Origin of the sequence: Pseudomonas sp. BIGb0176, assembly GCF_024810175.1 — a bacterium.
GTDB classification, from domain to species: Bacteria; Pseudomonadota; Gammaproteobacteria; order Pseudomonadales; family Pseudomonadaceae; genus Aquipseudomonas; species Aquipseudomonas protegens.
The window spans coordinates 396,947-417,131 of record NZ_JANUEC010000002.1; the positions used below are offsets into that span (position 1 = coordinate 396,947).

18 protein-coding genes are annotated in these 20,185 nt (G+C 62.6%); 8 read left to right on the forward strand and 10 right to left on the reverse strand.

The window, feature by feature from the left end; genetic code table 11:
- Positions 1-11: 11 nt before the first annotated feature.
- From M2395_RS12655 to sdhC, 4 genes are read right to left on the reverse strand one after another with little or no spacing between them, the layout of a single operon-like run.
- Positions 12-716, reverse strand: coding sequence for a succinate dehydrogenase iron-sulfur subunit (locus M2395_RS12655; RefSeq protein ID WP_011060051.1), 705 nt, complete (start codon positions 714-716; stop codon positions 12-14).
- A 12-nt stretch (positions 717-728) separates the two neighbouring features.
- Positions 729-2,501 carry a succinate dehydrogenase flavoprotein subunit gene (sdhA, locus tag M2395_RS12660; protein WP_011060050.1) on the reverse strand — a complete coding sequence of 591 codons (1,773 nt, stop codon included), beginning with the start codon at positions 2,499-2,501 and terminating at the stop codon, positions 729-731.
- 3 nt (positions 2,502-2,504) lie between these two features.
- Positions 2,505-2,873 carry a succinate dehydrogenase, hydrophobic membrane anchor protein gene (gene sdhD / locus M2395_RS12665; protein WP_011060049.1) on the reverse strand — a complete coding sequence of 123 codons (369 nt, stop codon included), beginning with the start codon at positions 2,871-2,873 and terminating at the stop codon, positions 2,505-2,507.
- Entirely contained in the window at positions 2,867-3,253 is a 387-nt protein-coding gene (gene sdhC / locus M2395_RS12670) for a succinate dehydrogenase, cytochrome b556 subunit (RefSeq protein ID WP_015634665.1), read from the reverse strand. Before sdhC ends, sdhD begins: the two co-directional genes overlap by 7 nt.
- 350 nt (positions 3,254-3,603) lie before the next feature.
- Here sdhC and gltA point away from each other — a divergent pair, with 350 nt between their 5' ends.
- A complete protein-coding gene (gltA, locus tag M2395_RS12675; RefSeq protein ID WP_011060047.1) occupies positions 3,604-4,893 on the forward strand; it encodes a citrate synthase in 1,290 nt (429 codons plus the stop codon).
- 285 nt (positions 4,894-5,178) lie between these two features.
- Here the strand turns inward: gltA and M2395_RS12680 are convergent, their stop codons facing one another.
- The 3 genes from M2395_RS12680 to M2395_RS12690 all read right to left on the reverse strand — a co-directional run bounded on the left by M2395_RS12680 (position 5,179) and on the right by M2395_RS12690 (position 8,187).
- Positions 5,179-6,837, reverse strand: coding sequence for a cation acetate symporter (locus tag M2395_RS12680; protein WP_011060046.1), 1,659 nt, complete (start codon positions 6,835-6,837; stop codon positions 5,179-5,181).
- On the reverse strand, positions 6,834-7,145 hold the full coding sequence (locus tag M2395_RS12685) for a DUF485 domain-containing protein (RefSeq protein WP_011060045.1): 312 nt from the start codon (positions 7,143-7,145) through the stop codon (positions 6,834-6,836). Before M2395_RS12685 ends, M2395_RS12680 begins: the two co-directional genes overlap by 4 nt.
- A 190-nt stretch (positions 7,146-7,335) precedes the next feature.
- Positions 7,336-8,187: a glycine betaine ABC transporter substrate-binding protein gene (locus M2395_RS12690; RefSeq protein WP_011060044.1), complete on the reverse strand. Its 852-nt coding sequence runs from the start codon at positions 8,185-8,187 to the stop codon at positions 7,336-7,338.
- A 288-nt stretch (positions 8,188-8,475) separates the two neighbouring features.
- On the opposite strand from M2395_RS12690, the gene M2395_RS12695 reads away from it, so the two are divergent.
- Positions 8,476-10,071 (forward strand): beta (1-6) glucans synthase, encoded by a 1,596-nt coding sequence (locus tag M2395_RS12695; protein WP_174824052.1) that lies wholly within the window; start codon positions 8,476-8,478, stop codon positions 10,069-10,071.
- A 27-nt stretch (positions 10,072-10,098) separates the two neighbouring features.
- Here M2395_RS12695 and M2395_RS12700 read toward each other — a convergent pair whose 3' ends face one another.
- Complete coding sequence (locus tag M2395_RS12700; RefSeq protein WP_011060042.1) at positions 10,099-10,464, reverse strand: hypothetical protein; 366 nt, start codon at positions 10,462-10,464, stop codon at positions 10,099-10,101.
- Between the two features lie 233 nt (positions 10,465-10,697).
- Between M2395_RS12700 and M2395_RS12705 the strand changes: the two genes are divergently transcribed.
- The 3 genes from M2395_RS12705 (at position 10,698) to M2395_RS12715 (ending at position 14,952) form a co-directional block, all read left to right on the forward strand.
- A complete protein-coding gene (locus M2395_RS12705) occupies positions 10,698-11,996 on the forward strand; it encodes a hypothetical protein (protein WP_015634662.1) in 1,299 nt (432 codons plus the stop codon).
- Positions 11,989-12,777, forward strand: a complete 789-nt coding sequence (locus M2395_RS12710; protein ID WP_011060040.1) for a VacJ family lipoprotein — start codon at positions 11,989-11,991, stop codon at positions 12,775-12,777. Before M2395_RS12705 ends, M2395_RS12710 begins: the two co-directional genes overlap by 8 nt.
- A gap of 141 nt (positions 12,778-12,918) precedes the next feature.
- Entirely contained in the window at positions 12,919-14,952 is a 2,034-nt protein-coding gene (locus M2395_RS12715) for an FUSC family protein (RefSeq protein ID WP_123430248.1), read from the forward strand.
- 7 nt (positions 14,953-14,959) lie between these two features.
- On the opposite strand, the gene M2395_RS12720 is transcribed toward M2395_RS12715, so the two are convergent.
- Positions 14,960-15,883 (reverse strand): DUF808 domain-containing protein, encoded by a 924-nt coding sequence (locus M2395_RS12720; protein WP_123430247.1) that lies wholly within the window; start codon positions 15,881-15,883, stop codon positions 14,960-14,962.
- 169 nt (positions 15,884-16,052) lie between these two features.
- On the opposite strand from M2395_RS12720, the gene M2395_RS12725 reads away from it, so the two are divergent.
- On the forward strand, positions 16,053-16,661 hold the full coding sequence (locus M2395_RS12725; RefSeq protein WP_123430246.1) for a TetR/AcrR family transcriptional regulator: 609 nt from the start codon (positions 16,053-16,055) through the stop codon (positions 16,659-16,661).
- 131 nt (positions 16,662-16,792) lie between these two features.
- Here the strand turns inward: M2395_RS12725 and M2395_RS12730 are convergent, their stop codons facing one another.
- Complete coding sequence (locus M2395_RS12730; protein ID WP_015634659.1) at positions 16,793-17,233, reverse strand: heme-binding protein; 441 nt, start codon at positions 17,231-17,233, stop codon at positions 16,793-16,795.
- Between the two features lie 268 nt (positions 17,234-17,501).
- On the opposite strand from M2395_RS12730, the gene gcl reads away from it, so the two are divergent.
- Positions 17,502-19,277, forward strand: a complete 1,776-nt coding sequence (gene gcl / locus M2395_RS12735; protein WP_015634658.1) for a glyoxylate carboligase — start codon at positions 17,502-17,504, stop codon at positions 19,275-19,277.
- Between the two features lie 118 nt (positions 19,278-19,395).
- Positions 19,396-20,178, forward strand: a complete 783-nt coding sequence (gene hyi / locus M2395_RS12740; protein WP_011060034.1) for a hydroxypyruvate isomerase — start codon at positions 19,396-19,398, stop codon at positions 20,176-20,178.
- Positions 20,179-20,185: the final 7 nt, after the last annotated feature.

Below are 20,185 nucleotides of genomic sequence, written 5' to 3' on the forward strand. Positions count from 1 at the left end.
CAACAGCTGAATCACACGCCACTCTGCAGCAGCATGTTACGAATGTGACCGATGGCCTTAGTCGGGTTCAGGCCCTTCGGACAAACGTTGACGCAGTTCATGATGCCCCGGCAGCGGAATACGCTGAACGGGTCGTCCAGGGAAGCCAGACGCTCGGACGTCTTGGTGTCACGGCTGTCTGCCAGGAAGCGGTAGGCTTGCAGCAGGGCAGCTGGACCCAGGAACTTGTCCGGGTTCCACCAGAAGGACGGGCAAGAGGTCGAGCAGCAAGCGCACAGGATGCACTCGTACAGACCGTCGAGCTTCTCGCGCTCTTCCGGGGACTGCAGACGTTCGATGGCCGGAGCCGGCGTATCGTTCTGCAGGAATGGCTTCACCTTCTCGTATTGCTTGTAGAAGATGCTCATATCGACGACCAGGTCACGGATAACCGGCAGACCTGGCAGCGGGCGAACAACCAGCTTGTTCTTCTTGACCACGGCAGACAGCGGCGTGATGCACGCCAGACCGTTCTTGCCGTTGATGTTCATGCCATCGGAACCGCAAACGCCTTCACGGCAGGAACGACGGTAGGAAAAACCTTCGTCCTGCTCTTTGATCAGGGCCAGCACGTCCAGCACCATCAAGTCCTTGCCACCGGTGTCTACCTGGAAAACCTGGGTTTTCGGAGCCGAGTCGGTGTCAGGGTTGTAACGATAAACTTCAACTTGCAACATATCGATCACCCTTTAGTAAGTCCGGACTTTTGGTTCGAAAGTCGGAACAGTCTTCGGCGAGAAGTTGACCGCACGCTTGGCAACGCGCTTCTCACCCGGGAAGTACAGGGTGTGGCACAGCCAGTTTTCGTCGTCACGGTCTTCGAAGTCTTCACGGGCGTGAGCGCCGCGGGACTCTTTGCGCACTTCGGCAGCGATGGCAGTGGCTTCGGCCACTTCCAGCAGGTTCTGCAGCTCAAGTGCTTCGATACGCGCAGTGTTGAAAGCTTGAGACTTGTCGTTGATCTTGACGTTGGCGATACGCTCGCGCAGGTCAGCCAGCTGGGCGATACCCTTCTGCATGTATTCGCCGGTACGGAATACACCGAAGTAGTTCTGCATGCAGTTCTGCAGCTCGCGACGCAGGGTTGCAACGTCTTCACCGGTGGTGCGCTCGTTGAGCTTGGCCAGGCGGTTCAGGGCAACGTCGACGTCGGTGTCGCTGGCGTCGCGGTATTCGATACCGTCGGTCAGCGCTTTTTCCAGGTGCAGACCGGCTGCACGGCCGAACACCACCAGGTCCAGCAGCGAGTTGCCGCCCAGACGGTTGGCGCCGTGTACCGATACGCAAGCCACTTCACCCACTGCGAACAGGCCAGGGATGATGGTGTCTTCGCCAGCGGCGTTCTGTGTGATGGCCTGGCCATGAATGTTGGTGGCAACGCCACCCATCATGTAGTGGCAGGTTGGAACGACCGGAACCGGAGCAACCACCGGGTCAACGTGCGCAAACGTCTTGGACAGCTCGCAGATACCTGGCAGGCGGCTGTGCAGCACTTCCTCGCCCAGGTGGTCGAGCTTGAGCATCACGTGGTCGCCGTTCGGGCCACAGCCGTTGCCGGCGATGATTTCCTTGACCATGGAGCGCGCAACAACGTCGCGGCCAGCCAGGTCTTTGGCGTTCGGAGCATAACGCTCCATGAAACGCTCGCCATGCTTGTTGATCAGGTAACCACCCTCACCACGGCAACCTTCGGTTACCAGTACACCGGCGCCGGCAATGCCGGTCGGGTGGAACTGCCACATTTCGATGTCTTGCACCGGAACGCCAGCACGCAGCGCCATACCAACGCCGTCACCGGTGTTGATCAGGGCGTTGGTGGTGGAGGCGTAGATACGACCTGCACCGCCGGTGGCCAGAACGGTGGCCTTGGAGCGGATGTAGGTGGTTTCGCCGGTTTCGATGCAGATAGCGATCACGCCGACAAAGGCGCCGTCCTGGTTCTTCACCAGATCGACCGCGTACCACTCGTTGAGGAAGGTGGTGCCGGCTTTCAGGTTGCCCTGATAAAGGGTGTGCAGCAGTGCGTGACCGGTACGGTCGGACGCTGCGCAGGTACGAGCAGCCTGGCCGCCCTTGCCGTAGTCCTTGGACTGACCGCCGAAAGGACGCTGGTAGATACGACCGGTTTCGGTACGGGAGAACGGCAGACCCATGTGGTCCAGTTCGAAGACCGCAGCCGGGCCTTCCTGACACATGTATTCGATAGCGTCCTGGTCACCGATGTAGTCGGAACCCTTGACGGTATCGTACATGTGCCAGCGCCAGTCATCGTTCGGGTCCGCCGAGGCGATCGCGCAAGTGATGCCGCCCTGGGCAGACACAGTGTGCGAACGGGTCGGGAACACCTTGGTGATCACCGCAGTCTTGTGGCCGCCCTGGGCCAGCTGCAGTGCGGCACGCATGCCGGCGCCGCCGCCGCCAATGATGATGGCGTCGAATGAAATGGTTGGAATGTTAGCCATGAATCAGATACCCCAGAGAATCTGCACACCCCAGACGAAGTAAGCGAACATCGCGACGCCGCATACTGCCTGGAAAAGGAAACGTACTGCTGTGGCCGACTTGCCCAGCGCCATCGGCGTCAGGTAGTCAGTCGAGATGGTCCACATGCCGACCCAGGCGTGAGCGCCCAGGGCCACCATGGCCAGCAGACTGAAGATACGCATCCAGTTGTTTGCGAACAGGCCATGCCACTGGGTGTAGTCAATGCCCGGATTCGCTACGAGGTATCCGATCAGGAAAATGAAATAAGCCGCGAGAACGACCGCAGACACACGCTGTGCCATCCAGTCATAAAGGCCCGAACGCGACAGGTTCGTAACGCTGGTTACCATATCCAAACTCCCGCCAGAACGATTACCACCACGGATACGGCGATAACGATTTTCGAGCCCAGCTTGCCGCCTTCCAGCGTCTCACCGATGCCCATGTCCATAATCAGATGGCGTACACCGGCCACCAAGTGATACAGCAAGGCGGACAGGAGGCCCCATGCAACGAATTTGGCCAGCGGACTGGTCAAGCACGCCTTCACCTCGGCATAGCCTTCCTCGGAGCCCAGGGATTTGCTCAATGCATAAAGCATGATGCCGATGCCCAGGAAGAGGATGATGCCGGAAACACGGTGGAGAAACGACGTAACGCCGGTGATGGGGAGTTTGATGGTCCTTAGGTCTAGGTTTACAGGTCGTTGGCTATTCACGGCTTTTTTCACACTGAAGAGCCCCTAACAATCAGGGCAAAGTTGTTGGGGAGTGCACTGGTCAGGCAACCACTACCCAGGGAGTGCGACCCCCAGCAAAGCGGGCCCAGAAGCCTACGGAGGTCGGTGGCCGAGTATAGACAGTTAGGCTACTAATGACAACGCAAAGACCTTCCCCTAATAGCTGATTGCGTTAGCGTTATAAAAGGCGTAAATGGCGCTGAATTTCGCGAAAAAATCCCTCCCAAAGCCTTCTGGGACAAGACTTTAGGCAAATTGACATTCGGATTTATCTCACTATAGTGGTGCGGGCCCTGCGTGGGGGGTCTGTCTGATGATTTCAAGCATAAATAGGAGGCCACATGGCTGACAAAAAAGCGCAGTTGATCATCGAGGGCGCAGCCCCCGTCGAGCTGCCCATTTTAACCGGCACCGTTGGTCCCGATGTAATCGATGTTCGGGGTCTGACGGCCACGGGCCGCTTCACTTTTGACCCGGGTTTCATGTCGACCGCCTCCTGCGAGTCGAAAATCACCTACATCGACGGCGACAACGGCATTCTGCTGCATCGCGGCTACCCGATCGAACAGCTGGCCGAGAAATCGGACTATCTGGAAACCTGCTACCTGCTGCTCAACGGTGAATTGCCCACCGCCGAACAGAAGGCCCAGTTCGTCAGCACCGTGAAGAACCACACCATGGTTCACGAACAGCTCAAGAGCTTCTTCAACGGTTTCCGTCGCGACGCCCACCCGATGGCGGTGATGTGCGGCGTAGTCGGTGCCCTGTCGGCGTTCTACCACGACTCCCTGGACATCAATAACCCGCAGCACCGCGAAATCTCCGCCGTGCGCCTGGTGGCCAAGATGCCGACCCTGGCAGCGATGGTCTACAAGTACTCCATGGGCCAGCCGATGATGTACCCGCGCAACGACCTGTCGTACGCGGAAAACTTCCTGCACATGATGTTCAACACCCCGTGCGAGATCAAACCGATCAGCCCGGTACTGGCCAAGGCAATGGACCGGATCTTCATCCTCCATGCCGACCACGAACAGAACGCCTCGACGTCCACCGTGCGCCTGGCGGGCTCCTCGGGCGCCAACCCATTCGCCTGTATCGCTGCCGGTATCGCTGCACTCTGGGGCCCGGCCCACGGCGGTGCCAACGAAGCGGTACTGACCATGCTCGACGAAATTGGCGATGTCTCGAACATCGACAAGTTCATCGCCAAGGCCAAGGACAAGAACGATCCGTTCAAGCTCATGGGCTTCGGTCACCGCGTGTACAAGAACCGCGACCCGCGCGCCACCGTGATGAAACAGACCTGCGACGAAGTACTCAAGGAACTGGGCATCAACAACGATCCGCAACTCGAACTGGCCATGCGCCTGGAAGAGATCGCCCTGACCGACCCATACTTCATCGAGCGCTCGCTGTACCCGAACGTCGACTTCTACTCGGGGATCATCCTCAAGGCGATCGGCATTCCAACCAGCATGTTCACCGTGATCTTCGCCCTGGCGCGGACCGTCGGCTGGATCTCGCACTGGAAGGAAATGCTCTCCAGCCCGTACAAGATCGGCCGTCCACGCCAGCTGTACACCGGCTACGAGTCGCGTGACATCACCAAACTGGAAGACCGCAAATAAGACCTGCCTTGCGCAAACGTCTTAGCTGCACCGGATACGGCCTCTAACAGAGGTCGTATTTGTTTCTGCCCTCCCCTCGCCCCCCCCAACCCGCAGGATCCGGCCTGCCGGAGAAGAGCCCTGCTCCTCACATACGCTTGCGCTGGCAAGCCAGCTCCTATGCTCCTGCACCTGCAGTCGGGGGGCTCCGGGCAGGGCGAGCGGACAGAAAAATGCCCCGGTCTCTCGATCGGGGCATTTCGCCATTACGCAGCTTCTATATAGAAGCCGATACATTCATCTCGCTTAGTGCGACACCGCCCCACTGGCACCCAGGCCGGTCTGCGAACGCACGAACTGCGGGAAGAACAGCGCCCGCTCGTTGACCGCCGCGGTCGACTTGTCGGTGATGGAGAAGAACCAGATACCGATGAAGGCGATGATCATCGAGAACAGCGCCGGGTACTCGTACGGGAAGATCGCCTTCTCGTGATGCAGGATCTGCACCCAGATGGTCGGGCCGAGGATCATCAGCGCCACGGCACTCACCAGGCCCATCCAGCCGCCAATCATGGCGCCACGGGTGGTGAGCTTCTTCCAGTACATGGAAAGCAGCAGTACCGGGAAGTTGCAGCTGGCGGCAATGGAGAACGCCAGGCCGACCATGAACGCGATGTTCTGGCTTTCAAAGAGAATGCCCAGGCCGATGGCCAGTACGCCCAATGCCACGGTGGTGATCTTGGAAACGCGGATCTCGTCCTTCTCGTTGGCCTTGCCCTTCTTGATCACGCTGGCATACAGGTCATGGGACACCGCCGAGGCGCCAGCCAGGGTCAGGCCTGCAACGACCGCCAGGATGGTGGCGAAGGCCACGGCCGAAATGAAGCCGAGGAACACGCTGCCGCCCACTGCGTTGGCCAGGTGCACCGCCGCCATGTTGTTGCCGCCCAGCAAGGCGCCTGCGGCATCCTTGAAGTCCGGGTTGGTGCTTACCAGCAGGATCGCGCCGAAGCCGATGATGAAGGTCAGGATGTAGAAGTAGCCGATGAAGCCAGTGGCATAGAGCACGCTCTTGCGAGCTTCCTTGGCATCGCTGACGGTGAAGAAGCGCATCAGGATGTGGGGCAGGCCAGCGGTACCGAACATCAGCGCGAGACCTAAGGAGAACGCCGAGATCGGGTCTTTCACCAGGCCGCCGGGGCTCATGATCGCTTCACCCTTGGGGTGAACCTTGATCGCTTCGGAGAACAGGGTGTTGAAGTCGAAGTTGACGTGCTTCATCACCATCAGTGCCATGAAGGACGCGCCGGAGAGCAACAGCACCGCCTTGATGATCTGCACCCAGGTCGTGGCCAGCATGCCGCCGAACAGCACGTACAGGCACATCAGGATGCCCACCAGGATCACCGCCACATGGTAGTCGAGGCCGAACAGCAGCTGGATCAGCTTGCCGGCACCCACCATCTGCGCGATCAGGTAGAACGCCACCACCACCAGCGAGCCACAGGCCGACAGGGTGCGGATCTGGGTCTGTCCGAGGCGGTAGGACGCCACGTCGGCAAAGGTGTACTTGCCCAGGTTGCGCAGGCGCTCGGCGATCAGGAACAGAATGATCGGCCAGCCCACCAGGAAGCCGATGGAGTAGATCAGGCCGTCATAGCCAGAAGTGAACACCAGGGCGGAAATCCCCAGGAAGGACGCCGCGGACATGTAGTCGCCAGCGATCGCCAGGCCGTTCTGGAAGCCGGTGATCTTGCCGCCCGCCGCGTAATAGTCGGCAGCCGACTTGTTGCGCTTGGAGGCCCAGTAGGTGATGCACAGGGTGGCACCGACGAAGACCACGAACATCACGATCGCCGATACGTTGAGTGGTTGCTTGTGGACTTCGCCCGTCAAGGCGTCTGCAGCCCAGAGGGCGGGAGCGAAGGCGGCAAGACCGAGTGCTGCGAATAGACGTCGGATCATTGCTGAGCCTCCTTCAGGATCGCATTGTTCAACTCGTCGAATTCGCCGTTGGCGCGTCGCACATAGATGGCCGTCAGGATGAAGGCCGAGAGAATCAAGCCGACACCGATGGGAATGCCCCAGGTGATGGATGAGGTAGGACTGAGTTTGGCTCCCAGGATCTGGGGACCATAGGCGATCAACAGGATGAAAGCCGAGTAAAGCCCAAGCATGATCGCCGAGAGAATCCAGGCGAACCGCTCTCGTTTGCTGACCAGCTCCTTGAAACGCGGGCTGTTTTGAATCGAGAGGTAAATGCTGTCGTTCATTGTTTTTATCCTCGCAGCACAGATTTTAGGTGGAACCTAATCCACTCTATGCGGCTATGGAGCAGGTTCCAGACGACCTTAGTATTAGAACGACATTAGCGTTGGCGCCGGTTTTTTCTTCAATAAATGACAAGGCCGCCCACTGTTTCCAGTGCGCGGCCTCAAGACCCCTGATCTAGACGCGTTGTGCTTATTTAGCAGTCCACTCGGCAACCCTTTCCGGGTGCTTGCTCACCCAATCCTTGGCCGCCACATCGGGTTTTGCACCCTCTTGAATGGCCAGCATGACCTCACCGATTTCATCTTTCGAGGCCCACTGGAATTTCTTCAGGAAGGCCGCCACTTCCGGCGCCTTCTTCTCCAGGCCCTTGCTGCCGATGCTGTTGACGGTTTCAGCAGCGCCGTACACGCCCTTCGGGTCTTCGAGGAAGCGCAGTTTCCACTTGGCGAACATCCAGTGCGGCACCCAGCCGGTCACGGCGATGGAATCCTGTTTTTCTTCGGCGCGGGTCAGCTCGGCGATCATTGCCGCCCCGGAACTGGCCTGCAGCTTGTAGTCCAGGCCGTAGTCCTTGATCGCCTGGTCGGTCTTGAGCATCACCCCCGAGCCGGCGTCGATGCCGACGATCTTGTTCTTGAACGTGGTATCGGTCTTGAGGTCCTCGATGGACTTGGCCTTGACGTACTCCGGCACGATCAGGCCGATCTTGGCGTCCTTGAAGTTGGGGCCGTAGTCCACCACCTTGTCCTTGTTCTTGGCCCAGTACTCGCCATGGGTCACCGGCAGCCAGGCCGAAAGCATGGCGTCGAGCTTGCCGGTGGCTACGCCCTGCCACATGATCCCGGTCGCCACCGCTTGCAGCTTGACGTCATAACCGAGCTTCTGCTTGATCACTTCCGCCGCCACATGGGTCGTCGCCACGCTGTCGGACCAGCCGTCGACATAGCCGATGCTCAGGGTCTTGCTGTCGGCACTGGCCAGAGTGGAGCTGATGGCAAGTACCAGTGCGGCACCTGCGCCTAAGAGTCGTCGCATCTTCATCGTTACTTCCCCGAAAAGTGCAGTGCCGGGCGGCTGCCAGGCACGTCAACGTATGGTTATGGTGCTCAGCGCCCCCATCACGCCTCACCGCGAACGCGTTCGATCATCAGCGGAGTACTGATGCCTGGATCATCAACCCGCCCTGTTCCGCGACCTGCTCTGTCTACGACCTCAAGACAGCCAGCAGCGACATCAGATAGCCAGTAACCAACGGCCGGCCTCACCCGGGCAGTGGGTCCGCCCGAACTTTGCATGTCAAAATCATGCAGCCCACCAAGCTGCGGACAAATGCGGGTAAGATGCCCGGCTTTGTTCCACGACGGCCCGATCATGCCCGCCACCCCTCGTTTCCCCGCCCTGCCCTATCTGTTCGCCTGCCTGCTCGGGCTGCTGGCCCTCTGCGGTTATTGGTACGGCCTTGGCCGGCCGGTGCACCTGCCGGATGTCGCCAGCGCCAGCCACAAGCTGCAGTGCGCTTCCTACACTCCGTTCGACAAGGACCAGTCGCCCTTCGACCAGCCGTTCAAGCTGCGCCCGCAGCGCATGGACGCCGACCTGGCCCTGCTGGCGACCCGTTTCGAATGCATCCGTACCTATTCCATGACCGGCCTGGAAGCCCTGCCGGACCTGGCGCGCAAGCACGGCCTGAAGCTGATGATCGGCGCCTGGGTCAACAGCAACCCGGTGGACACCGAGAAGGAGGTCGACCTACTGATCGCCTCGGCCAACGCCAACCCGGACGTGGTCAGCGCGGTGATCGTCGGTAACGAAGCACTGCTGCGCAAGGAGGTCACCGGCGCGCAATTGGCGCGGCTGATCCTCAAGGTCAAGGCCGGGGTCAAGCAGCCGGTGACCTACGCCGATGTCTGGGAGTTCTGGCTCAAGCACCCGGAAATCGCCCCGGCGGTGGATTTCCTCACCATCCACCTGCTGCCGTACTGGGAAGACGATCCGTCGAACATCGACGCCGCCTTGAACCACGTGGCCGAGGTGCGCCAGGTGTTCGGCAACCGCTTCGCCCCCAAGGACGTACTGATTGGCGAGACCGGCTGGCCCAGTGAAGGCCGGCAGCGAGAAACCGCGCTGCCCAGCCGGGTCAACGAGGCCAAGTTCATCCGCGGCTTCGTCGCCCTGGCGGAACACAATGGCTGGCACTACAACCTGATCGAAGCCTTCGACCAGCCCTGGAAGCGCGCCAGCGAAGGTGCCGTCGGTGGCTACTGGGGGCTGTTCGATGCTGATCGCCAGGACAAGGGCATCCTCGCCGGCCCGGTGTCCAACCTGCCGTACTGGCCGCTGTGGCTGGGCGTCGGCGGCCTGATACTGCTCGGCACCCTGGTGCTCGGCGGCCGGCCCCGCGACAACCGCGCCGCCCTGCTGCTGCCCCTGTTGGGCGCAGTGGCCGCTTGCAGCATCGGAACCTGGGGAGAACTGGCGCGCGTAACCAGCCGTTTCGCCGGTGAATGGTGCTGGGCCGCGTTGCTGCTGGGGCTCAACCTGCTGGTGCTGGCCCACGCCGCCCTGGCCCTGAGCCCTCGCCAGGGCTGGCGCCTGAAAGCCTTCGATGCACTGGAGAAACGGGCCGGCTGGCTGCTGACGGCCGCAGGCTTCGCCGCGGCGGTGATGATGCTGGAGCTGGTGTTCGACCCGCGCTACCGCAGCTTCCCCAGCGCGGCCCTGCTACTGCCGGCACTGGTCTACCTGTGCCGCCCGGTGCGAGTGCCGCGCCGGGAGATTGCCCTGCTGACCTTTATCGTCGGTGCCGGCATTGCCCCGCAGTTGTATCAGGAAGGTCTGGCCAACCAGCAGGCCTGGGGCTGGGCCCTGGTCAGCCTGCTGATGGTAGCGGCGCTTTGGCGCAACCTGCGGGCCCGCAGGGCCTGAGGCCATAGGCCATGGCCGCTGCTGCGGCTATGGCTTGCTGGCGCGCACCAGGCGCAAGCCGGCAATCACCACGGCAAATACCGCCAGGGTGGTGTTGTACAGGGCCAGGGCCGGGATGCCGATCAGCAACGCCAGTACGCCCAGCCCCCAACCGGCACGCCCGGGCATGACAAAACCCAGGAGCGCCACGGCCACCGCGCTCCAGCCCAGCACCTTAAAGTGAATCATCCAACCCAGGCTGGAGCGCAGCCCGCACTCCCAGCGGCTGGCAGCCTCGACACAGGCACCCACCCAGCGAGCATCCTCCATGAAGCCGTAGCGCAGGCCATAACTGGCGGCCAGCCACAGCGGCAGGACCACGAGCAGCAGAATCAGGGGAAGGCGGCGGGACATGAAACACTCCGAACAGTCAAAACGGCGCCCAGCATAATCCCCCGCGAACGCTTGGCAAGCGCCAGGCGCAGATATCTGTCATGCAAATGGCGGCAAAGTGTATCGTCCGGCTACTATCACTTCCCAATAAGCCTGTCGCAGGCGTTATTTGTGCCCAACCATGGCACTTCGGCAGCAGCGCGGTGGTCATAGCCTGCGAACCTCATTCGGTACCTTCTTCTAGGGATACAGTCATGCTTCGTTCCTTGCGCTTCGCTGCCCTGTTTGGCGGCCTTATCCTGAGTGCGTCCGCGCTGGCGGTCGACGTCGACCCGGCCACCTATGGCTACCCGTTGACCAACCCCTTCGAAGCCACCATCGCCACCACGCCTCCGGAGTTGCGCCCGGAACTGCCCGCAAGCGATGACATCCGCCAGTCTGACCACAGCCTGACGCTGCGTCCGGAACGGGAATTCATCCTCCCGGACAACTTCTGGGCGGTGAAGAAACTCACCTACCGCATTGCCACCCAGGACCACGCCGCACCGCTGATCTTCCTGATCGCCGGCACCGGGGCGCGCTATGACAGCAGCCTCAACGAGTACCTGAAGAAGCTCTACTACAAAGCCGGCTACCACGTGGTGCAGCTGTCCTCGCCCACCAGCTTCGACTTCATCAGCGCCGCTTCGCGCTTTGCCACCCCGGGCGTGACCCAAGAAGACGCCGAGGACATGTACCGGGTGATGCAGGCCGTACGGGCGCAGAATCCCAAGCTGCCGATCACCGAGTTCTACCTCACCGGCTACAGTCTTGGCGCGCTGGATGCGGCCTTCGTCAGCAAGCTGGATGAAACCCGGCGCAGCTTCAATTTCAAGAAGGTCCTGCTGCTCAACCCGCCGGTCAATCTCTATACCTCGATCACCAACCTCGACAAGCTGGTGCAGACCGAGGTCAAGGGCATCAACAACAGCACTACCTTCTACGAACTGGTGCTGGGCAAGCTGACCCGCTACTTCCAGCAGAAGGGCTATATCGACCTCAACGACGCCCTGCTCTACGACTTCCAGCAATCCAAGCAGCACCTGACCAACGAGCAGATGGCGATGCTGATCGGCACCTCCTTCCGTTTCTCGGCGGCGGACATTGCCTTCACCTCGGACCTGATCAACCGCCGTGGCCTGATCACCCCGCCCAAATACCCGATCCGCGAAGGCACCAGCCTCACGCCGTTTCTCAAGCGTGCCCTGCAATGCGACTTCGACTGCTACCTGACCGAGCAGGTGATCCCCATGTGGCGCGCCCGCACCGATGGCGGCAGCCTGCTGCAACTGATCGACCAGGTCAGCCTCTACGCCCTGCAGGACTACCTCAAGGCCAGCCCGAAGATCGCCGTGATGCACAACGCCGACGACGTGATCCTCGGCCCCGGCGACCTGGGTTTCCTGCGTAAAACCTTTGGTGACCGCCTGACCGTCTACCCCCATGGCGGCCACTGCGGCAACCTCAACTACCGCGTCAACAGCGACGCCATGCTGGAGTTCTTCCGTGGCTAAACATCTCCTGCTTATCGCTGCGTTGCTCTGTGCAGGCTATGCCCAAGCCGACAACAGCAAGGCCAACATTCCCGTCACCCCCGACCCCGATGGCTTCACCGAGCCGTTGAAGAAGCTCAAGTTCAACCCGGGGCTGGACCAGCGCGAGTTCGAGCGCTCGACCTTGAACGCCCTGAATATCTACGACCCGCTGGAGTCGTGGAACCGCCGGGTCTACCACTTCAACTACCGCTTCGACCAATGGGTGTTCCTGCCGGTGGTGGACGGGTACCGCTACGTGACGCCGAGCTTCCTGCGCACCGGGGTCAGCAACTTCTTCAACAACCTGGGCGATGTGCCCAACCTGTTCAACAGCCTGCTGCAGTTCAAGGGCCAGCGCTCCATGGAAACCACCGCGCGCCTGCTGCTCAACACCACCATCGGCGTGGCCGGCCTGTGGGACCCGGCCACCAAGATGGGCCTGCCGCGCCAGAGCGAAGACTTCGGCCAGACCCTGGGCTTCTACGGCGTACCCGGCGGCGCCTACCTGGTGCTGCCGATCCTCGGCCCGTCGAACCTGCGTGATACCGCCGGGCTGGCGGTGGACTACACCGCCGAATCGGCGATCAACTTCCTCAATGTTTCGGAAGCCAGCAGCAACCACCCGGAAATCTGGGTCCTGCGCGGGGTCGACAAGCGCTACCAGACCAGCTTCCGCTATGGCCAGCTGAACTCGCCGTTCGAATACGAGAAAGTGCGCTACGTCTACACCGAGTCGCGCAAGCTGCAGATCGCCGAGTAACCCTGCCTCGCCCCGCCATCCGGCGGGGCGTCCGCGCCCGTCAAAGCCCCTTCCTCCCCCGCTCGTTGAAAAGCCGATTGGCACACCCTGGAAAAATCGATACGATGCTAATCATTAGCTAGCTATCTATGTGTCTGAAAGATGAAACTGCCGACCTTTTTCCGCGCCGATATCTGGCAAGCCCTCTTCGCCCCTGCCCCTGCCGACCTGCTGTTCGCCGCGCGCAACCTGATTGCCGGGGGCCTGGCCCTGTACCTGGCGTTCCGCCTGGATTTCGAACAACCGCAATGGGCCCTGACCACGGTGTTCATCGTCAGCCAGTCCAGCAGCGGCATGGTCCTGGCCAAGGGCGCCTACCGCCTGCTGGGCACCCTGGTGGGGGCCGTGGTGTCGATATTGCTGATCGCTACCCTGGGCCAGGCGCCCCTGCTGTTCCTGCTGGCCATGGCCCTGTGGCTGGCCTTCTGCACCACCGGCGCCTCGCTGCTGCGCAACCACGCTGCCTACGGTTTCGTACTGGCGGGCTACACCACTGCCATCATCGCCCTGCCCGCCACCGCAGCGCCCTTGCAGGTGTTCGACCAGGCAGTGGCGCGCTGTTCGGAAATCGGCCTGGGGATCATCTGCGCCGCCGTGGCCAGCCAACTGCTCTGGCCGCGCCGGGTGGAACAGGCGCTGGCGGTCCAGGGCCGCGCCGCCTGGCTGGCCGGGCGCCAGGCCGCAGCCTCGGAGCTGCTGGGGGAAGACCAGCGCAAGGGGCTGCTGGAAGCCCTGGGGCGTATCGTCACCGTGGATGCCCAACGCGATCACGCCTGGTTCGAAGGCCCGCAGGGGCGCCGTCGCTCCCAGGCGCTGCGGGTGCTGAGCCGCGACCTGCTGGGCTTGCTCCGGTCCGCCCGCGGCGTGGCGCGGCAACGGCAGATGCTCGACGCCGCCACCGCGCAGCAACTCCAACCCTTGCTCGGCGAGACCATCCAGGCCCTGCAGGCCGAACATGACGCCGCCCTGCCGCCCTTGCTCCAGCGCCTGCAACAGGCACTGCAGGACCCTTCGCTGTCCGCCGAAGGCCATCTGTGCCTGGTGCAACTGGCCCAGGTACTGGAGCGGGTGGAACAGAGCGCCCTGAGTGTCAGCGCCGTGGAACAGGGCCGGGTCCCGCCCGGCGCTCCCGGCGCCCTGTCCTGGCACCGGGATATCCAGCAAGGGGTGCTGGGAGGCTTGCGCAGCGCCCTGGCCTTTCTCGCCGTCGCCGGCTTCTGGCTGCTGTCCGCCTGGCCCTCGGGGCTGGGGGCCGTCTCCATCTGTGGCGTGGTGCTGAGCCTGTTCGCCGGGCGTGAGAACCCTGCCGCGTCCTGCCTGAATTTCTTCAAGGGCATTGCCCTGTCCATTCCCGTGGCGGCCTTCGTCGGCCTTGGCCTGCTGCCGGGCTGGGACGGTTTTCCCCTGCTGTGCCTGGGGCTGGCAGTGCCGCTGTTCTGCGCTTCGCTGTGCATGAGCCGACCGAAGCTCGCGCCCGTCGCCTCGGCGTTCTGCATCTTTTTCGTCAACAACGTCGGCCCCAGCAACCTGATGAGCTACGACCTCGGGGCGTTCCTGAACAAGGCCATGGCCACCCTGATCGGTGTCGGCATCGCCGTGGTGGTGCTGCGCCTGGTCAGCCTCAACCCGGGCGAGCAGCACTACCGGCGGATGTTCAAGGCTTCGCTGTTCGATCTGGCGCAGCTCACCTCACGCCCGCCGGAGCAGGCCGAAAGCTGGTTCGGCGGGCGCATGGCCGATCGGCTGATCCGGGTGTCGCGGTATTGGCAGATGCAGCCCGAGAACCGCCGCAGTCACTGGGACAACGGCCTGCTGGGGCTGGACCTGGGAGATGAGCTGCTGCAATTGCGCAGTTGCCTGGACCCGGCCCGGGGCACCCTGGCCACGGAACGCGAGCATTATCTCGCGCACCTGGCGACGCTGCTCAGGCACGGCGGCCCCAGCGCCAACCGCAGCGAACAGCTGGATGCGGTCTCGGCGGCCCTGATCAAGGCCCTGGATGGCGAGCGCGACCTGCCCCTGCAAGCCCGGGAGATGGCCCGGGCGGCGATCCTGCAACTGCAGTTCACCTGGCGCCGCTGGTGCCGCCAGCAACAAGCGGCCGCGCTGCCGACCCCGGTGCCGGCAGCGGGCTGAGCGCCCGTCAGCCGCGCAGTGCGCGCCAGGCCTTGCCCGCCAGGGTGACCGCCAGCAGCACCACGGCACCGGCAATGATCCCGGCCACGGCATTGAGCAGGGTCGGCATCAACGCCGATACCGGGCCTATGACCCCGGCGCTGCGCTCGGCCAGCCCTTCTATCAGGTGGTGCACGGCGGGCACACCGTGGGTCAGGATGCCGCCGCCGACCATGAACATCGCCGCCGTACCGATCACCGACAGGCTCTTCATCATCAGCGGCGCTGCCCGCAGGATCGCCCCACCGATGCGTTTGGCCAGGGCAGCGGGCTTGTGCACCAGCCACAGCCCCAGGTCATCGAGCTTGACGATGCCGGCCACCAGGCCGTAGACGCCGACGGTCATGACAATGGCGATACCCGAGAGCACCACCACCTGCTGGGTCAGGGAGGCCCCGGCCACGGTGCCCAGGGTGATGGCGATGATTTCCGCGGAAAGGATGAAATCGGTGCGCACCGCCCCCTTGATCTTGTCCTTCTCGAAAGCCACCAGATCCACCTGGGGGTCGGCCAGGGCTTGCAGGGTCTGGGTATGTTCGGTCGCCACTTCGGCGTGGTGCAGGTATTTGTGCGCCAGCTTCTCGAAGCCCTCGAAACACAGGTAGGCGCCACCCAGCATCAGCAGCGGGGTAACCAGCCACGGCGCCAGGGCGCTGATGGCCAGCGCCGCCGGCACCAGGATCAGCTTGTTGCGAAACGACCCCTTGGCCACCGCCCAGACCACCGGGATTTCCCGCTCGGCGCGGACCCCGGAGACCTGCTGGGCATTGAGCGCGAGGTCGTCGCCCAGCACACCGGCGGTCTTCTTCGCCGCCATCTTGGTCATCAAGGCCACGTCATCGAGTACCGCGGCGATGTCATCGATCAACACCAGCAAACTGCTTCCGGCCATGAACCTGGCTTCCCTGCATGGAAATAAGGCGCGCAGCATACCGTGCCGCTGGCAGCACAAGCGAGATGCCAGAAGCAGGAAAACCGCAGCCGCCGGGCATTCTTGAGCCTCGCGCGACGCCGGTGCTACCATGCGCAACCGCCCGAACAGGCAAGGAATCCCCTGGTTTATGAGCACCATCCGCGAGCGCAATAAAGAACTGATCCTGCGGGCCGCCAGTGAAGAGTTTGCCGACAAGGGCTTTGCGGCGACCAAGACCAGCGACATCGCCGCCAAGGCCGGGTTGCCCAAACCCAACGTCTACTACTACTTCAAGTCCAAGGAAAACCTCTATCGCGAGGTGCTGGAAAGCATCATCGAACCCATCCTCCAGGCCTCCACCCCGTTCAATGCCGATGGCGTGCCCAGCGAAGTGCTCAGCGGCTACATCCGCTCGAAGATCCGCATCTCCCGCGACCTGCCCTTCGCTTCCAAGGTCTTTGCCAGCGAGATCATGCATGGCGCGCCGCACCTGAGCCCGGAGCAGGTGGAACAGCTCAACGCCCAGGCCAAGCACAACATCGAGTGCATCCAGACCTGGATCGATCGCGGCCTGATCGCCCCGCTCGACCCCAACCACCTGATGTTCAGCATCTGGGCCGCGACCCAGACCTACGCCGACTTCGACTGGCAGATCTCGGTGGTCACCGGCAAGACCAAGCTCGACGAAGGCGACTACGAAGCTGCGGCGCAGACCATCATCCGTCTGGTGCTCAAGGGCTGTGAACTGGATCGCTGATAGCGTTTCGGTACTTTCTGGTTTGTTTCCCGGCCCGCAAGGGCGCAATAGTTTCAATCAAGATCCTGCGCGGCTTTTCGCAGCCTCGCGGGCTCGGCAGTGGCTACAGGCCGGGCCCGCGAGGTCGAGGGCTATGCGCTGACGCCAGCGTCCGCCGCCAGGCCCTGGGCTTCGATCGCGCTGATGGCGCACTGCTCATCGATGTCCGAGGTATCGCCACTGATGCCGATCGCCCCCATCACTGCCCCCGCCTGATCCCGAATCAACACCCCGCCCGGCGCAGGCACCACGCTGCCCTGCCCCAGACCGTTCAATGCGCCGATGAAGGCCGGGCGCTGCTGCGCGTCCAGGGCCAGCAGGCGCGAGCCCTTGCCCAGGGCCACCGCCCCCCACGCCTTGCCGATGGCGATCTGCGGGCGCAGCAGGCTGGCGCCGTCCTCCCGTTGCAGGGTCACCAGGTGCCCGCCGGCATCCAGCACCGCGATGGTCAGCGGCGCCGCATTGATCTTGCGCCCCGCGTTGATGGCCTGGTTGGCCAGGTTGACTGCGACTTTCAAGGTTAAAGCGCTCATGGGTGCCGTCCTTATCTTGTTATTGAGAAAGCCTGGGGAAGCTTCTTGTAGGAGAAGTCCGATACAACAAATAGAACACAATGAATTTATTTTTTGTATACAATAATTCGCGAAAGGCAGCCCCTGCGACAAAAGGACGCCGGTTTATCGGGGCTTTGATGAAAGCCGCTGCCGCTCAAGAAAATGGATTGACCTGCGCCATCCGCCGTGAATACACTTTGCGCAAAACCACTTGTATACAATTACAAAACGCAAGAGGCACAAAACCATGAGCAAAATGAGAGCAATCGAAGCCGCCGTTCTGGTGATGCGCCGCGAAGGGGTCGATACCGCTTTTGGCATCCCGGGTGCCGCCATCAACCCGCTGTATTCCGCGCTGCAGAAGGTCGGTGGCATCGATCACGTGCTCGCTCGCCACGTCGAAGGCGCCTCGCACATGGCCGAGGGCTACACCCGCACCAAGGCCGGCAACATCGGCGTGTGCATCGGTACTTCGGGCCCCGCCGGCACCGACATGGTCACCGGCCTGTACAGCGCCTCGGCCGACTCCATCCCGATTCTCTGCATCACCGGTCAGGCCCCCCGCGCCCGCCTGCACAAGGAAGACTTCCAGGCCGTGGACATCACCAGCATCGTCAAGCCGGTGACCAAGTGGGCCACCACCGTGCTGGAACCGGGCCAGGTGCCCTACGCCTTCCAGAAAGCCTTTTATGAAATGCGCTCCGGCCGTCCCGGCCCGGTACTGATCGACCTGCCGTTCGACGTGCAGATGGCGGAAATCGAATTCGACATCGACGCCTACCAGCCCCTGCCCCTGGCCAAGCCGGCGGCGACCCGCCTGCAGGCGGAAAAGGTTCTGGCCCTGCTGGACCAGGCCGAACGTCCATTGCTGGTGGCCGGTGGCGGCGTGATCAACGCCGACGCCAGCGAGCTGCTGGTGGAGTTCGCCGAACTGACCGGCATTCCGGTGATCCCGACCCTGATGGGCTGGGGCACCATCCCTGACGATCACCCACAGATGGTGGGCATGGTCGGCCTGCAGACCTCCCATCGCTACGGCAATGCCACCCTGCTCAAGTCCGACACCGTGCTGGGCATCGGCAACCGCTGGGCCAACCGCCACACCGGTTCGGTGGACGTCTACACCGAAGGCCGCAAGTTCATCCACGTGGACATCGAACCGACCCAGATCGGCCGTGTCTTCACCCCGGACCTGGGCATCGTTTCCGATGCTGGCAGCGCCCTGACCGTATTGCTGGAGGTGGCCCGCGAATGGCAAACCGCCGGCAAGCTCAAGGATCGCAGCGCCTGGCTGCATGATTGCCAGCAGCGCAAGGCCAGCCTGCACCGCAAGACCCACTTCGACAACGTGCCGGTCAAGCCGCAACGCGTGTACGAAGAAATGAACCAGGTATTCGGCAAGGACACCTGCTACGTCAGCACCATCGGCCTGTCGCAGATTGCCGGCGCGCAGTTCCTCCACGTCTACAAGCCACGCCACTGGATCAACTGCGGCCAGGCCGGCCCGTTGGGCTGGACCATCCCCGCTGCCCTGGGCGTGGTCAAGGCCGACCCGAACCGCCAGGTGGTGGCGCTGTCCGGCGACTACGACTTCCAGTTCATGATCGAAGAACTGGCGGTAGGCGCGCAGTTCAACCTGCCGTACATCCACGTGGTGGTGAACAACTCCTACCTGGGGCTGATCCGCCAGGCCCAGCGCGGTTTCGACATGGACTACTGCGTGCAGCTGTCCTTCGACAACCTCAACGCGCCGGAACTCAACGGCTATGGCGTCGACCACGTGGCCGTTGCCGAAGGCCTGGGTTGCAAGGCCCTGCGGGTGTTCGAACCCAAGGACATCCAGCCGGCCCTGCGCCAGGCCCAGGAAATGCTCCAGACCTTCAAGGTGCCGGTGGTGGTGGAAATCATCCTGGAGCGCGTGACTAACATTTCCATGGGCACCGAAATCAACGCAGTCAACGAGTTCGAAGACCTGGCGCTGGTGGGCAACGACGCCCCTACCGCGATTTCCCTGCTCGACTGATACCCCTGGCCGCTGGCACCGGCCGGGCCCCGGGCGCCCCCTCCCGCCAGAGGTTGCGCCCGGGCCGCCCGCCCCCCTGGCGCCAGCCCCAGGCTTGACCGAACCACAGGAGACCACCATGCCGCGCTTTGCTGCCAACCTGTCCATGCTGTTCACCGAACAGGACTTCCTCGCCCGCTTCAAGGCGGCCGCCGATGCCGGCTTCAGCGGAGTCGAATATCTGTTCCCCTACGAATTCAGCTCTGCCGAAATCAAGGCGCAACTTGACGCCCACGGCCTGAGCCAGGTGCTGTTCAACCTGCCGGCCGGCGACTGGGCCAAGGGTGAACGCGGTATCGCCTGCCTGCCCGACCGGGTCGAGGAGTTCCGCGCCGGGGTCGACCTGGCCATTGCCTACGCCCAGGTCCTGGGCAATACCCAGATCAACTGCCTGGCAGGCATCCGCCCACAGGGCGCCGATGAAGCCCTGGTGGAAAAGACCTTGGTCGCCAACCTCAAGTACGCCGCCGACAAGCTCCAGGCAGTGGGCATCAAGCTGGTGATGGAAGCCATCAACACCCGCGACATTCCCGGCTTCTACCTCAACAATACCGCCCAGGCGCTGTCGATTCGCGAGCAGGTGGGCAGCGACAACCTGTACCTGCAGTACGACATCTACCACATGCAGATCATGGAGGGAGACCTGGCGCGGACCATGGCCAACCACCTGGGCCAGATCAACCACATCCAGCTGGCGGACAACCCCGGGCGCAACGAGCCGGGCACCGGCGAGATCAACTACCGCTTCCTCTTCGAGCACCTGGACCGCATCGGCTACCAGGGCTGGGTCGGTTGCGAGTACAAGCCGCTGACCACCACTGAAGCCGGCCTTGGCTGGCTGAAAACCCACAACGCAATCTGAACCTGTA